The organism is Tessaracoccus lapidicaptus, from assembly GCF_001693815.1.
Lineage (GTDB): Bacteria > Actinomycetota > Actinomycetes > Propionibacteriales > Propionibacteriaceae > Arachnia > Arachnia lapidicapta.
The window spans coordinates 1-13,496 of sequence record NZ_MBQD01000027.1 but is presented as its reverse complement, the minus strand read 5'-3'; the positions used below and the strand labels follow the sequence as shown (position 1 = coordinate 13,496).

The window sequence follows — 13,496 nt, the reverse complement described above, 5'->3', positions numbered from 1 at the left end:
CGCCCGGCCGTCCGCCGAGGGGCTACGAGTTAACGGACGGCGGACGCCGGCCGGGCGCCAGTGCGATGCCGACGAGCCCCACCGTGACGAGGACCCATCCGACGACCTGGACGGGATCCGACCAGCGCAGGAGCGAGTCGACGGCCCCGGCGGTGAGCTGCCCCTGAACGGCTGTCACCAGGCCGGTCCCCTGAGGTGCCGCCACGTCGACGGCGACCCGGCGGGCCAGGGAGAGGGCCACGACGCCGAGCGCGGCCGCGACGGTCAAGGCGACCCACCGGCCTCGGCGCGGCCCCACGGCCAGGCCGAGCAGCGCGAGCGCGATCGCGGCGACGTAGAACCACACCCACCCGCTGACGACGTCCAGCGCGTCGGCGGCCCACGCAGCCTGCTGGGGATCCGGCCGCCCCAGCGCGATGCGTGGGTCGGTCTGCCACTCGAGCCCCGCGACGATGCCGCTCAGCGCCGCGGGCGTCGACTCCATCAGGCGGGTCCGCCCGAGGTCCACGAAGGGCCCCACGTGCAGCCACAGCGTCGGGGCGTCGCCGCCCGAGGCACGGAAGGCCGCGAGGTCGGTGACCAGGTCGATGCGGGAGAGGTCGACAGACCTCGCCCAGGCATCGGCCACGTCGGGGTCGTCCATGGCGTCGTCGACGGCGGACGCGATCAGCTGCTCGATCCGGGCCTGGGCACCGGGCAGGCCGCCGACGACGTCGGGGAGGTCCGCCGCGACACCCTCCGTCAACGTCGCGGCGACGGCGTCGCGGACCTGACCATCGCCCGCGAGCGGGGCCATGATCTCCGTGAGCGGGCCGGAGGTGTGCGCGAGCCGGTCCAGCCACTGTGCCCCCGAGCCGACCAGCGCGACGGCCACCGCGGCCGTGAGCAGGAGGGTCGAGAGCAGTGTGCGGGCGGCGTTGGTCACTGGGCCTCCAGACGGGTCTGTGCGGAAATCCAGGCTAGCCGCGTCTGCGGACAGCTCATCGCGGAGTGAGATGGCGTTCACAGTCGCTGCGGTGGCGCCGGGCTCGCCGGTCGCGCCGGCATCGTTCGCTGAGGTCGCGGCCGACGGCGGAGCCGTCCGGGCGAGTCTCGAAGCCGACGGCACCCCGTTCGCTGAGGTCGCGCCCGACGGCGGAGCCGTCCGGGCGAGTCTCGAAGCCGACGCCGCAGGCGTCGATCTCCCAAGGCCCATCCACTGAAGGTGCGGGGAGCCGTGACCCGTCGCCCGGGCGGCCCTTCTTGTCCGGTGTTGTGTTCGGCCGAGTGCGTCGCTGGGGTCGGGTAGTTGAGGCCGCCCGAGCGTCGACTCCCGTCTCCCCCCACTGGTTCCGACGGTGGCGTGGGCGGGTTCGGGGGCGTGCCGGTGGGGCGGCCCGGGGGTCGGGTCTGTCTAGGCGGGACGCCAGTTTGGTGATCCTCGGGTTGGGCGTCCCTGCGCGCAGCCGCCCCACAGTCCCACCCCCTCGCGGGATTCCCCACCGACGCTGAGGTCGCGCCACCCGTTCGCTGAGGTCGTGCCGACCTCGTTCGCTGAGGTCGCGCCCGACGGCGGAGCCGTCCGGGCGAGTCTCGAAGCCGACGCCGCCCCCAACCCCGCTCGCTGCGGTCGTGCCTGTCCGTTCGCTGAGGTCGCGCCCCGACGGCGGAGCCGTCCGGGCGAGTCTCGAAGCCGACGCCGTAGGCGTCGATCCCCCGGGGCGCAGGTCAGGTGCCGTCGCCCCAGATGTGGGCGGAGCGGCGGATGAGGTCGTCCAGGTCGGGCCGGTCGGCGGCTGACACCTCCGTCTCGGGCGGGTCGACTTCCGGTGGGCCGGTGTCTGGCGGGTCGTCGTCTGGGCAGGGTGGTGCCCCGGCGCGGATCTGTTGGAGTCGGAAGCGGCGGTGTTGCCGTGGTCGTCGGGCGGGGTCGATGTGTCGGGGTGGGGTGAACCACGGCAGCCCGGTCACCGGATCCAGATCGACACGCCATTGTGATTGCTTGGACTGCAACGGGTCGGGTTCCACCAGGCGGTGGTGGTGGGGGCAGAGGAGTACCCCGTTTCCTAGCCTGGTGTCGCCGCCCTGCCACCAGGGCACGATGTGATGCGCCTCGCAACACGCGGGGGTGGCTGTGCAGCCGGGGAACGCGCACCCACCGTCGCGCTGCAGCAAAGCAGCACGCAGGCCGGGAGTGAAGGTGCGGTAGGTCCGGCCGACATCCAGCAGCCGGGATGGTCCGCCCAGCACGACGGGGATGATGGCGGCGTCACACGCCAAGCGACGGACCTCCCCGGGCGACAGGCCGTTGACGTCATCGACCCCGATCAAGCCGGCCTTGCCGAGGCCGATGGTGAGGGTGTCGAGGTCGAGGGTGACGTGCACCTGCGGCCTGTCCCCACCATGCCTGGGCAGCGCTCCGGTGTTGGCGGCCTTCTCGGTCAGCAGGACCAACGCATCCGCGCGACGCGCGTCCCGAGACGGGGCTTCGCCGGCGGAGGTGTAGGTGGAGGCGTCCGGCATCAACGCATCCAACTGCGCGGTCAACAACGCAGCATCCGCAACCGGCAGTTGTCCGGTGATGCGCATCGAGCCGTGATAGTCCGGCGCCAGCCGCAGGAACCTGCCCCGATGCGCCGCCGCTTCCTCCCGAGCCAGGCGCTTCGCGTCATCCGCGTCCGATGCGTCTGGGTCGATCACTTCCACCAGCCGCGCCGCGAGGACCCGCAGCTCAGGCGGGCCGAGGGTGTCGACGTGCTGCAGGATCTCCTGCTCGCAGCGGGTCAGTTCCGCCCGGGTCAGCCGGGCGGGCAGTTTCCGCAGACCGGTGACGATGGCGTCGGCCTGCGCCAGCGAGATCGAGCCGTCGTTGAGCGCGGCGCCGATCAGCGGGAAGCGGTCGCACAGGTCCTGCGCGAGCCGCAACGATGCGGTGGCTTGGGCGGGGGTGGTGCGCACCGACTGCCGCACCCCGTCGATCACGGCCTCCGCGGCGGCGAGCTTTGCCTCGTGCATGAGGTGGAGGCGTAGACCGGCGAGCTGGGCTTCGGCTTCGGTGACCGCGGCGACCAGCCCGCCCAGCCGGTCGACAGTCCTGGCCGCGTCCCGGTCGAGCGTGCCGACGGCGTCCCAGAGCGCGGCGAAGTATCGCTGCCCGAGATCCCGTAAGTCGCTCATGTGACCTATTATTGCGGGAGGCAATGACAATTTCTGATCGGCGGTTCGGTCACGGATCGACGCCTGCGGCGTCGGCTTCGAGACTCGCCCGGACGGCTCCGCCGTCGGGCGGGACCTCAGCGAACGAGACTGGCACGACCTCAGCGAGCGAGCCCCCCAGCACGACACGCCGTCGAACTCCACCCTCAGTGCCCTGGACCGGCCTCGGGTCCGAGTGGGGCTGCTATTCGTGCTGGGGTCGGGTGGATCGACGCCTTCGGCGTCGGCTTCGAGACTCGCCCGGACGGCTCCGCCGTCGGGCGCGACCTCAGCGAACGAGTGGGCGCGACCTCGGCGAACGAGTCAACCCCCAGCACGACACGCCGTCGAACTCCACCCTCAGTGCCCTGGACCGGCGCCGGGTCCGAGTGGGGCTGCTATTCGTGCTGGGGTCGGGTGGATCGACGCCTTCGGCGTCGGCTTCGAGACTCGCCCGGACGGCTCCGCCGTCGGGCGCGACCTCAGCGAACGGGAAGGCGTCGGCTTCGAGACTCGCCCGGACGGCTCCGCCGTCGGGCGCGACCTCAGCGAACGAGTCAACCCCCAGCACGACACGCCGTCGAACTCCGCCCTCGAGGCCCCATGCCGGAGCCGGGCCCGAGGGGGGCTGCTATTCGTGCTGGGGTCGGGTGGATCGACGCCTGCGGCGTCGGCTTCGAGACTCGCCCGGACGGCTCCGCCGTCGGGCACGACCTCAGCCAACGAGGCAGGATCGCGACCCCAGCGAATGGCTGGCGTCGGCTTCTCGGCCGATCATGAATCCTCGAATGGCATAAGTATCGGAGATGTGGAATACTCCCGGCATGACGATATCTGTCGCGGTGGCGGGCTGTACCGGGTACGCCGGTGGCGAGCTCCTCCGCATTCTGCTGCAGCATCCCGAGGTCCGCATCGGCGCCGTCACCGGGAACTCGAGTGTCGGCGACCGCCTCGGCGCGCATCAGCCGCACCTGGCCCCGCTGGCGGACCGCATCGTGCAACCCACGACCGCGGAGGTCCTGGCCGGTCACGACGTCGTATTCCTCGCACTGCCGCACGGCTCCTCGGCGGCGATCGCGGAGCAGTTGGGCGACGCCGCCGTCATCATCGACGCGGGGGCGGACTTCCGGCTCACCGACCCGGAGGCCTGGGAACGTTTCTACGGCTCCCCGCACGCGGGGACGTGGCCCTACGGCCTGCCCGAGCTGCCCGGTCAGCGCGACGCCCTGCGCGGCGCGCGCCGGATCGCGGTGCCGGGCTGCTACCCGACGGCGGTCACGCTGGCGCTGCTGCCGGCGGTGGCCGCGGGCCTGGTCGACGCCTCGCAGCTGGTCGTCGTCGCGGCCAGCGGCACCTCCGGCGCGGGGAAGTCGCTCAAGCCCCACCTCCTCGGCTCGGAGGTCATGGGCAACATGTCGCCCTACGGCGTCGGGGGCGTGCACCGGCACACGCCCGAGATCGTGCAGAACCTCTCGACCGTCACCGACGCCCCCGTCGGCGTGTCCTTCACGCCGCTGCTGGCGCCCATGTCGCGGGGGATCCTCGCCACCTGCTCGGCCCCGATCGCCCCGGGCGTGACGGCGGCGTCGGCCGCCGCCGCCTACCGCGAGGCCTACGCCGGCGAGCCGTTCGTGGAGGTCCTCCCTGACGGGGTATGGCCCCAGACCGCGGCGGTCGTGGGCTCCAACCGGGTCTCGATCCAGGTGACTGTCGACGAGACCGCCGGTCGCCTCATCGCGATCTCGGCGATCGACAACCTCGCCAAGGGCACCGCGGGCGGCGCGGTGCAGTCGATGAACCTGGCACTGGGACTACCGGAAACCACCGGCCTGTCCGCGGTGGGAGTCGCGCCGTGACTCCCACGACCGAGCCCTCGACTGGAAAGCTTGCGCCCATGACCGAAACCACAGGAGTCACCCTCGCCCGCGGCTTCGCCGCGTCGGGCGTCACCGCCGGCCTGAAGCCGAGCGGGCGGCCCGACGTCGCCGTCGTCCAGAACCTGGGCCCCCGCATGGCGGCGGCCGCCGTCTTCACCACCAACCGGGTGTTCGCCGCGCCGGTGAAGTGGTCGCGCCAGGCCGTCGCCGACGGCCAGGTGCAGGCCGTCGTGCTGAACTCCGGGGGAGCCAACGCGTGCACGGGCGCGGCGGGGTTCGCGGACTCCGCGGCCACCGCGTCGCGCGTCGCGGCCGAGCTGGGGCTCATCACCGACAACGTCGCGGTGTGCTCGACCGGCCTGATCGGGCTGCGGCTGCCCATGGACCGGCTGCTGCCCGGTGTCGCGGAGGCGTGTGCGCGGCTGTCCCCGGACGGCGGATCGGCCGCGGCCCAGGCGATCATGACCACCGACACGGTCCCGAAGCAGGCCGGCGTCACTCGCGGCGGGTGGTCCGTCGGGGGGATGGCGAAGGGGGCAGGCATGCTCGCGCCCGGACTCGCCACCATGCTGGTCGTCGTCACCACCGACGCCGACCTCGACGCGGCCACGCTGGACCGGTGCCTGCGCGAGGCCACCCGCGTCACCTTCGACCGGGCGGACTCGGACGGCTGCATGTCGACCAACGACACCGTCCTGCTCATGGCGAGCGGGGCCTCGGGCGTCGCCCCGGACGAGCAGGAATTCGCAGCGGCCCTCACCGAGGTCTGCGCCGACCTGGCGCGGCAGCTGATCGCCGACGCCGAGGGCGCCGCGCACGAGATCGCCATCGAGGTGGTCGGGGCGGCCGACGAGCGCGACGCGGAGACCGTGGGTCGCGAGATCGCGCGCTCCAACCTCTTCAAGTGCGCCATCTTCGGCGGCGACCCGAACTGGGGCCGCGTGCTGGCGGCGATCGGCGTCACCGATGCCGCGTTCGACCCGGACGACCTCGACGTGTCCTTCAACGGCGTCATGGTCTGCCGCGGCGGCCAGATCGGCGACGACCGCGCACTGGTGGATCTCCGCCACCGCGACGTCCACGTCCGCGTCGACCTGCATGCCGGCGACGCCTCCGCGACCATCCTCACCAACGACCTCACGTATGACTACGTCAAGGAGAACGCCGAGTACTCGACGTGACCCGCACCCCGCAGACCCCAGGAACCGAGATGACCAGGACCCGCACCCAGCAGCAGCCGGAGCTCATCGCCAAGGCCGCCACCCTCATCGAGGCGTTGCCGTGGCTCGCCGAGTACGCCGGCCAGACCGTCGTGATCAAGTACGGCGGCAACGCCATGACCGACGATGCGCTCAAGCGCGCCTTCGCCGAGGACATCGTGTTCCTGCGGCGCGTCGGCGTGAAGCCGGTGGTGGTGCACGGTGGGGGCCCGCAGATCTCCGCGATGCTGGGCCGCCTCGACATCGCGTCCGAGTTCCGCGGCGGGCTGCGCGTCACCACGCCGGAGGCCATGGACGTCGTCCGCATGGTGCTGGTGGGGCAGGTCGGCCGGGAGCTGGTGAACCTCATCAACCAGCATGGGCCGTTCGCCGTCGGCATGTCGGGCGAGGACGGCGGGCTGTTCACCGCCAAGCGGCGCGGGCTCATCATCGACGACGAGGAGATCGATCTGGGCCTGGTGGGCGACGTGCGTTCCGTCGACCCTGCGGCGATCCTCGACCTCATCGACGCCGGCCGCATCCCGGTCGTCGCCACCGTCGCCCCTGACCGCGACGGCCAGGTGCACAACGTCAACGGCGACACCGCCGCCGCGGCCCTGGCGGTCGCGCTGGGCGCCAAGCGGCTGGTCATGCTCACCAACGTGGCCGGCGTGTACGCGAACTATCCCGACGAGGAGTCGGTCATCACCCAGATCAGCACCGCGGAGGTGCGGGCGATGCTACCGAGCCTGGACGCCGGCATGATCCCGAAGATGGAGGCGTGCGTCCGCGCGGTGGAGGGCGGCGTGACGTCGGCGACCGTCATCGACGGGCGGGTTCCGCACTGCCTGCTGCTGGAGATCTTCACCGACGAAGGCGTGGGGACCATGGTTACCGACTCCCCGGCCCTGCCCGCGAGAGGAATGCACGGATGAACCAGACGGACCTGACGTCGCGGTACTCCGCCGTCATGATGAACGCCTTCGGCGCCCCGAAGCGGGTCTTCGAGCGCGGTGAGGGCGTCCACCTCTACGACGCCGACGGCAACCGCTACCTCGACCTCCTGTCCGGCCTGGCGGTCAACGCCCTGGGCCACAACCATGCCGGGGTGACCGCCGCGGTCGCGGCCCAGCTCGGCCGGCTCGGGCATGTGTCGAATTTCTTCGCGTCCGAGGGCCAGATCCGGCTCGCCGAGCGGCTGGCCGCGGTCACGGGCGCCGAGCGGAGCCGGGTGTTCTTCACCAACTCGGGCACCGAGGCCAACGAGGCCGCGTTCAAGCTGACCCGACTCACGGGGCGCACCCGCATCGTGGCGATGGAGGGGTCGTTCCACGGGCGGACCATGGGCGCCCTGGCCATCACGCACAATCCCAAGTACCGCGAGCCGTTCGAACCGCTGCCCGGCGACGTCGAGTTCGTGCCCTTCGGAGACGTCGACGCCCTTCGCGGTGCCGTCGACGACCGGACCGCCGCGGTCGTCGTCGAGACGATCCAGGGGGAGAACGGTGTCGTGCCCGCGCCCGACGGCTTCCTGGCGGCCGCCCGCGACATCACCCGCTCCGCCGGCGCCCTGCTGTGGATCGACGAGGTGCAGACGGGCCTCGGCCGCTGCGGCGAATACCTGGCGCACCGGGCCGACGGCGTGGTCGCGGACCTCGTCACGCTGGCCAAGGGCCTGGGGAACGGATTCCCCGTCGGCGCGTGCCTGGCCTCCGGACCCGCGCTCGACCTGTTGCAGCCGGGCCAGCACGGCACGACCTTCGGCGGTAACCCGGTGGCGGCGGCCGCCGGCAACGCGGTGCTCGACGCCCTGGAGGACGGGGTCTTGGACAACGCACGGGCCACCGGCGCCTGGCTGGCCGCCGCGGTCCGCGACCTCGGGCACCCTGTGATCACGGGCGTGCGGGGGCGGGGCATGCTGCTCGGGGTGACCCTGGACCGCGAGGTCGCGCCGGCCGTCGCCGACGCGGCGCTGGACGCCGGCTTCGTGGTCAACGCCCCGCGCCCGGCCGTGTTGCGGCTGGCGCCGCCGCTGATCGCCGTCCCGGCCGACCTGGCGCCCTTCGTCGAGGCGCTGCCGGGCCTGCTCTCGGCTCATGTCTGACGTCACGCGCGCCGGGCGGCTCGCCACGCTGCGCCAGCTGCTGTCGACGGCGCGGTTCGCGTCGCAGGCGGACCTCATCGAGGCGCTCGCCGCGGAGGGCATCACCGTGTCGCAGCCCACGCTGTCGAAGGACCTGCTTGCGCTGGGGGCGATCCGCCAGCGCACGGGCGACGGGTCCCTGGTGTACGCGGCGGGTTCGGACGAGGATCGCGGGGCCGTCATGGACAAACTGGCGCGGCTCTGCGCGGAGATGCTGCAGTCGCTGCGCTCGGCGGGCAACCAGATCGTCATCCGGGTCCCGCCGGGCGCGGCGCAGTACCTCGCCGCGAGCCTGGACGCCGCCGCGCTCGCCGGCGTGATGGGTACGATCGCGGGCGACGACACGATCCTGGTGATCGCCGTCGACGAGGCTTCGGCCGAGGCGGTGGTGGCGCGGATCTCGGAGATGACCAAGAGTGGACGACCAGGTGGAGGACGGCGCGATGAGCACTGACCAGGGACGACTGTGGGGCGGCCGGTTCGCCGGCGGCCCGAGCGAGGCGATGTTCGCGCTCAGCAAGTCCACGCAGTTCGACTGGCGCCTGGCGCTGCACGACATCGCCGGCTCGCGGGCGCACGCCAAGGCGCTGCGAGCGGCTGGCCTGCTGGACGACGAGCAGGCCGCAGCCATGGACGAGGGCCTCGCGGAGCTCGCGCGGCGCGTCAGCGCGGGGGAGTTTGTCGCCGCCGACTCGGATGAGGACGTCCACGGAGCGCTGGAGCGCGGGCTCAAGGAGGTCGTCGGCCCCGAACTCGGCGGACGGCTCCGGGCGGGCCGGTCCCGCAACGACCAGATCGCGACCCTCATCCGCAGCTACCTGCGGGAGGAGATCCGGCTGATCGCCCAGGACGTCGACGGCGTCATCGACGCGCTCGCCGGTCAGGCCGAGCGGCATGTGGGCGTCGTGATGCCGGGGCGTACCCATCTGCAGTCCGCTCAGCCCATCCTGCTCAGCCACCACCTGTTGGCCCACGCCTGGCCGTTGGTGCGCGACATCGAGCGCCTCCGCGACCTCGACCGGCGCCTGGCGCTCAGCCCCTACGGTTCCGCCGCCCTCGCCGGGACCTCCCTGGGCCTCGATCCGCAGCTCGTGGCGCGGGAGCTCGGGTTCGACATGTCGGTGCCCAACTCGATCGACGGCACCGCCGCCCGGGATCTCATCGCCGAGGCGGCCTACGTGCTGGCCCAGATCGGCGTCGACCTCTCGCGCCTCGCCGAGGACGTCATCCTCTGGTGCACGGCGGAGTTCGGGTTCGCGACGCTCGACGACGCCTGGTCGACCGGCAGCTCGATCATGCCGCAGAAGAAGAACCCCGACGTGGCCGAGCTGGCCCGCGGCAAGGCAGGGCGGCTCATCGGCAACCTGGCGGGCCTGCTGGCCACCCTCAAGGGGCTCCCGCTCGCCTACAACCGTGACCTGCAGGAGGACAAGGAGCCGATCTTCGACGGCATCGACCAGCTGCACGTCCTGCTGCCCGCCGTCGCGGGGATGGTCGGCACCCTGACCTTCCACCCCGAGCGCATGGCGCAGGTGGCACCGCGTGGGTTCTCGCTGGCGACCGACGTGGCCGACCATCTGGTCCGCACCCGGGTGCCCTTCGCCGTCGCCCACGAGGTGGCGGGCGAGACGGTGCGCTACTGCGAGGAGCGGGGCATCACGTTGCAGGATCTGACGGCCGAGGACCTCCCGCGCATCTCGCCCCACCTGGACGCCGGCGTGCTGGAGGTCCTCACCGTCGAGGGGTCCGTGGCGGCCCGCGATGGGCGAGGGGGGACCGCCCCGGTCCGCGTGCGGGAGCAGGCCGCCGAACTGCGCGCGGCCCAGCGGCAGCTGGGTGCCTTCGCCCGCGGCTGACGCGAGCGGAGGCGTCGCGACGTCGGCGGCTATGCTGACCCGCGTGAACGCACTCCTCGACGACCTCCGTTGGCGTGGGCTGATCGCCCACTCGACCGATCCGGACGCGCTGGCCGCGCACCTGGACGCGGGCCCGGTGAAGTTCTATGTGGGGTTCGACCCGACCGCGCAGAGCGTGCACACCGGCAACCTGGTCCAGCTGCTGCTCGCCAAGCGTCTGCAGGACGCCGGCCACCAGCCCTACATGCTGGTCGGAGGCGCCACCGGGCTCATCGGCGACCCGAAGGAGTCGGGCGAGCGGATCATGAACTCCGTCGAGACCGTGGCCGGCTGGGTCGAGCGCATCCGCGGCCAGGTCGAGCGGTTCGTGTCGTTCGACGGGCCCAACGCGGCGACGATGGTCAACAACTACGACTGGACCGCCGAGATGTCGGTCCTCGACTTCCTCCGCGACGTCGGCAAGCACTTCCCGGTGAACCGGATGCTGGCCCGTGACGTCGTGGCCAGGCGCCTCGAGAGCGGCATCTCCTACACCGAGTTCTCCTACGTCCTCCTCCAGTCGATGGACTTCCGTGAGCTGTTCCGCCGGCACGGCGTGACGCTCCAGACCGGTGGGTCGGATCAGTGGGGGAACCTGACGGCCGGCGTCGAGCTGATCCGGCGCAGTGATCAGGGCCGCGTGCACGCGATGGCCACTCCGCTGTTGACGAAGGCCGACGGCACCAAGTTCGGCAAGACGGAGGCGGGGACGGTGTGGCTCGACGGCTCGCTCACGTCCCCGTACGCCTTCCACCAGTTCTTCCTCAACGCCGAGGACGCGAAGGTCATCGACTACCTCAAGGTGTTCTCGTTCAGGTCCAGGGAGGAGATCGAGGACCTCGAGCGGGCCACGGCCGAGACGCCGCATCTGCGCGTCGCGCAGCGTGCACTGGCCGACGACGTGACGGACCTCGTGCACGGCGCGGCGGAGCGCGAGGCCGCGGTCGCGGCCGCGGCGGCGCTGTTCGGCAGGGGTCGTCTCGACGAGCTCGCCCCCGAGGTCCTCGACGGTGTGCTGCGGGAGGTGGGGGCCCCGACCGTTACGGACCAGCTCACGGTCGTCGATGCGATGGCCTTGTCGGGTGTCGTGGACTCCAAGGGGGCCGCGCGGCGGGCGATCACGGAGGGTGGCGCCTACCTGAACAACGAGAAGGTCACGGACCCGGACCTCGTGCTCACGCCCGATCGGCTGATCCACGGGCGGTTCGCGGTGCTGCGGCGAGGTCGCCGCACCGTCGGCGGGATCGTCGCGGGCTAAGCGCGCTCAGTCAGCCCTTCGACGCCGAGCGAGAGGAGCGTGCGGCGCGTGCGCTCGGCCGACGCCCTCATCTCCGCCTCCAGCGGCGTCCCGGCGGCCAGCGCGTCGCTGATGAGGTGGACGCGTGCCGGGCGGCCCCCCGCCATGCTGCTGATGAAGGTGGGGGCGAACTCGGCGGCCGTGGCCTCGAACCCGCCGTCGGACTGCTCGGTGAACGTGATGTCGACCATGACGCCGTCGTAGGTGCGCGGCTTCGCTGGGCCGCTGGCGGCGATGAGGTTCCCGAGGCCGTAGATCACCCAGGTGCCGTTGACCTTGTCGACGGGCTGCACGACGTGGGCGTGTTGTCCGAAGACCAGGTCGACGTCGGGGGACGCGGTGACGGCCTCGGCGAAGGAGCGCTGCTGGGCGTTGACATCCGAGGAGTACTCATCGCCGGCGTGCATGTGCACCGCGACGATGTCCGCCCCGGCGGCCTTGGCCGCGCGGGCCTGGGCGATCGCGAGGTCCGCGTCGAGCAGCTCGACGCTCCACTCCCGCCCCTTCGACTTCGGGAGCCCGTTGAGACCGTACGTCTGGCTGATGACGGCGATCCGGACCCCCTCGTCGGTGGTGTGGATCACCGGGGTCCGGGCCGCCTCCTCGGTGGCGTAGGTGCCCGCCGTCAGAATCCCCGCCGCCCGGTGGACCTCGATGGTCCGCACCAGGCCGTCCCAGCCGGCGTCCATCGTGTGGTTCGACGCCGTGGTGCACAGGTCCCACCCCGTGGCGGCCAGCGCGGGCGCGATCTCCTGGGGTGCCGCGAACATCGGGTAGTTCTTGTACGGCCCGGCCGGCGGCGCGAACGGCACTTCCGAGTGACAGATGCCGAGATCCGCCTCCGACACGTACGGTCCCAGCGCTGCCAACTGGGGGGCGAAGTCGAACTTCGCCGCGCCGGTGGCCTTGGCGTCCAGCGCGGCGCTGTCCCAGAGGCTGTTGTGCCACAGGAGATCGCCGCTCACGTTGATGGTGGCGACACGCGACGGTGAGGGGGAGGGGGACGGCGACGGCGACTCCGCGGTGGGTGACTGCTCCGCACGGGTGGGCGACTGGACGACCCCGGTTGGGGCGGAGTCCTCGGGTGGCGCCGCGGGTTGGCCCGGTGCCGGGGCGCACGACACGACGGCCAGTAGGGCCAGAAGCACCGGGGACGCTTTCATGGGCACAGCCTACGACGGCGACCCGGCGACGATTTGCGCCCCGCGGGCCGGTGTGGGTAGTGTTCACCTCGCTTCGCCGGTGCACCGGACGCAAGGACGGACCCGAAGCCACATCCCTTTTCTCCTCTTGTTGGGGCGAGTGTGCGTTCAGAAGAACCCGCTCAAGGCCCCGATGGCTGAGAGCCGCGGCCCGAGTTGATCGGAGGCCCCGGGACGGGTAATGTGAACCAGGCCGCTTCGGCGGTCCCAACAACTCAACAGCGATCGGATGATGTCCCCCGAATTTGACGGGGAGGCAGTCGCCCGGTAGAGTAGGCCAGGCCGCTACGGCGGTGTCGACCAGCAAAGCCCCTAGTCAGGTGGCAACTGCAGCTCTTCGGGAAGCCCGGAACTGATCCTCACGGATTTGACCGGCCGATCGCGACAGAGTAAGGTTGGACGAGTCGCCTCGAGCGGATGACCACTAGGTCGGAAGCGCGTGAGCAACCGAAACTTGAGAACTCAACAGCGTACTTTAAAAGTCAATGCCAATTTTTGCAGGCATGGTTGTTTGTGGCTGTGTCTGTGTTTTTCCCGTGGCTGGCCCTCTTTTGGGGGTTGGTTTGGGATTCCTTTGATGATTGATTGATTGATCCAGTTTTTGGGTCTTTGTCAGTGGTTGAAGTTTTTGTTGATTGAAACATTTTTGGCTGGCTGCTGCCTTTGGTGGTGGTTGGTTTTTGTTTTTTCGACGGAGAGTTTGATCCTG

At 71.3% G+C, this 13,496-nt stretch carries 12 protein-coding genes; 8 read left to right on the top strand and 4 right to left on the bottom strand.

Annotation, left to right across the window (positions count from 1 at the left end; all coding sequences use genetic code 11):
- Positions 1–22: 22 nt before the first annotated feature.
- Positions 23–925, bottom strand: coding sequence for a hypothetical protein (locus BCR15_RS13565; RefSeq protein ID WP_068752757.1), 903 nt, complete (start codon positions 923–925; stop codon positions 23–25).
- 70 nt (positions 926–995) lie between these two features.
- Here BCR15_RS13565 and BCR15_RS13560 point away from each other — a divergent pair, with 70 nt between their 5' ends.
- On the top strand, positions 996–1,202 hold the full coding sequence (locus BCR15_RS13560; RefSeq protein ID WP_068752756.1) for a hypothetical protein: 207 nt from the start codon (positions 996–998) through the stop codon (positions 1,200–1,202).
- A 505-nt stretch (positions 1,203–1,707) separates the two neighbouring features.
- On the opposite strand, the gene BCR15_RS13555 is transcribed toward BCR15_RS13560, so the two are convergent.
- Positions 1,708–3,156: an HNH endonuclease signature motif containing protein gene (locus BCR15_RS13555; RefSeq protein ID WP_068752755.1), complete on the bottom strand. Its 1,449-nt coding sequence runs from the start codon at positions 3,154–3,156 to the stop codon at positions 1,708–1,710.
- A gap of 842 nt (positions 3,157–3,998) precedes the next feature.
- On the opposite strand from BCR15_RS13555, the gene argC reads away from it, so the two are divergent.
- From argC to tyrS, 7 genes are read left to right on the top strand one after another with little or no spacing between them, the layout of a single operon-like run.
- Positions 3,999–5,030 (top strand): N-acetyl-gamma-glutamyl-phosphate reductase, encoded by a 1,032-nt coding sequence (gene argC / locus BCR15_RS13550; protein ID WP_068752754.1) that lies wholly within the window; start codon positions 3,999–4,001, stop codon positions 5,028–5,030.
- 38 nt (positions 5,031–5,068) lie between these two features.
- Positions 5,069–6,232: a bifunctional glutamate N-acetyltransferase/amino-acid acetyltransferase ArgJ gene (gene argJ, locus BCR15_RS13545; RefSeq protein ID WP_068752753.1), complete on the top strand. Its 1,164-nt coding sequence runs from the start codon at positions 5,069–5,071 to the stop codon at positions 6,230–6,232.
- Between the two features lie 29 nt (positions 6,233–6,261).
- Positions 6,262–7,185: an acetylglutamate kinase gene (argB, locus tag BCR15_RS13540; RefSeq protein WP_068752752.1), complete on the top strand. Its 924-nt coding sequence runs from the start codon at positions 6,262–6,264 to the stop codon at positions 7,183–7,185.
- On the top strand, positions 7,182–8,354 hold the full coding sequence (locus BCR15_RS13535) for an acetylornithine transaminase (protein WP_068752751.1): 1,173 nt from the start codon (positions 7,182–7,184) through the stop codon (positions 8,352–8,354). The genes argB and BCR15_RS13535 overlap by 4 nt, the downstream gene beginning before the upstream one ends.
- Positions 8,347–8,847: an arginine repressor gene (locus tag BCR15_RS13530; protein WP_068752750.1), complete on the top strand. Its 501-nt coding sequence runs from the start codon at positions 8,347–8,349 to the stop codon at positions 8,845–8,847. The genes BCR15_RS13535 and BCR15_RS13530 overlap by 8 nt, the downstream gene beginning before the upstream one ends.
- The gene (gene argH / locus BCR15_RS13525; RefSeq protein WP_068752860.1) at positions 8,837–10,249 is read left to right on the top strand and encodes an argininosuccinate lyase; all 1,413 of its coding nucleotides are present in this window, start codon (positions 8,837–8,839) and stop codon (positions 10,247–10,249) included. The genes BCR15_RS13530 and argH overlap by 11 nt, the downstream gene beginning before the upstream one ends.
- Positions 10,250–10,292: 43 nt before the next feature.
- Entirely contained in the window at positions 10,293–11,546 is a 1,254-nt protein-coding gene (tyrS, locus tag BCR15_RS13520; protein WP_068752859.1) for a tyrosine--tRNA ligase, read from the top strand.
- On the opposite strand, the gene BCR15_RS13515 is transcribed toward tyrS, so the two are convergent.
- Together BCR15_RS13515 and BCR15_RS15160 are read right to left on the bottom strand one after the other, a co-directional pair.
- Positions 11,543–12,748: a CapA family protein gene (locus BCR15_RS13515; protein ID WP_078919605.1), complete on the bottom strand. Its 1,206-nt coding sequence runs from the start codon at positions 12,746–12,748 to the stop codon at positions 11,543–11,545. The genes tyrS and BCR15_RS13515 overlap by 4 nt on opposite strands.
- 521 nt (positions 12,749–13,269) lie before the next feature.
- The coding region (locus BCR15_RS15160) for a hypothetical protein (RefSeq protein WP_218058965.1) at positions 13,270–13,496 on the bottom strand (227 nt) is incomplete at its 5' end.

Bases quoted from the DNA above. Each gene is read 5' to 3' on its own strand.
- BCR15_RS13560 (WP_068752756.1), top strand. From the start codon at position 996: ATGGCGTTCACAGTCGCTGCGGTGGCGCCGGGCTCGCCGGTCGCGCCG.
- BCR15_RS13555 (WP_068752755.1), bottom strand. From the start codon at position 3,156: ATGAGCGACTTACGGGATCTCGGGCAGCGATACTTCGCCGCGCTCTGG.
- argC (WP_068752754.1), top strand. From the start codon at position 3,999: ATGACGATATCTGTCGCGGTGGCGGGCTGTACCGGGTACGCCGGTGGC.
- argJ (WP_068752753.1), top strand. From the start codon at position 5,069: ATGACCGAAACCACAGGAGTCACCCTCGCCCGCGGCTTCGCCGCGTCG.
- argB (WP_068752752.1), top strand. From the start codon at position 6,262: ATGACCAGGACCCGCACCCAGCAGCAGCCGGAGCTCATCGCCAAGGCC.
- BCR15_RS13535 (WP_068752751.1), top strand. From the start codon at position 7,182: ATGAACCAGACGGACCTGACGTCGCGGTACTCCGCCGTCATGATGAAC.
- BCR15_RS13530 (WP_068752750.1), top strand. From the start codon at position 8,347: ATGTCTGACGTCACGCGCGCCGGGCGGCTCGCCACGCTGCGCCAGCTG.
- argH (WP_068752860.1), top strand. From the start codon at position 8,837: ATGAGCACTGACCAGGGACGACTGTGGGGCGGCCGGTTCGCCGGCGGC.
- BCR15_RS13515 (WP_078919605.1), bottom strand. From the start codon at position 12,748: ATGAAAGCGTCCCCGGTGCTTCTGGCCCTACTGGCCGTCGTGTCGTGC.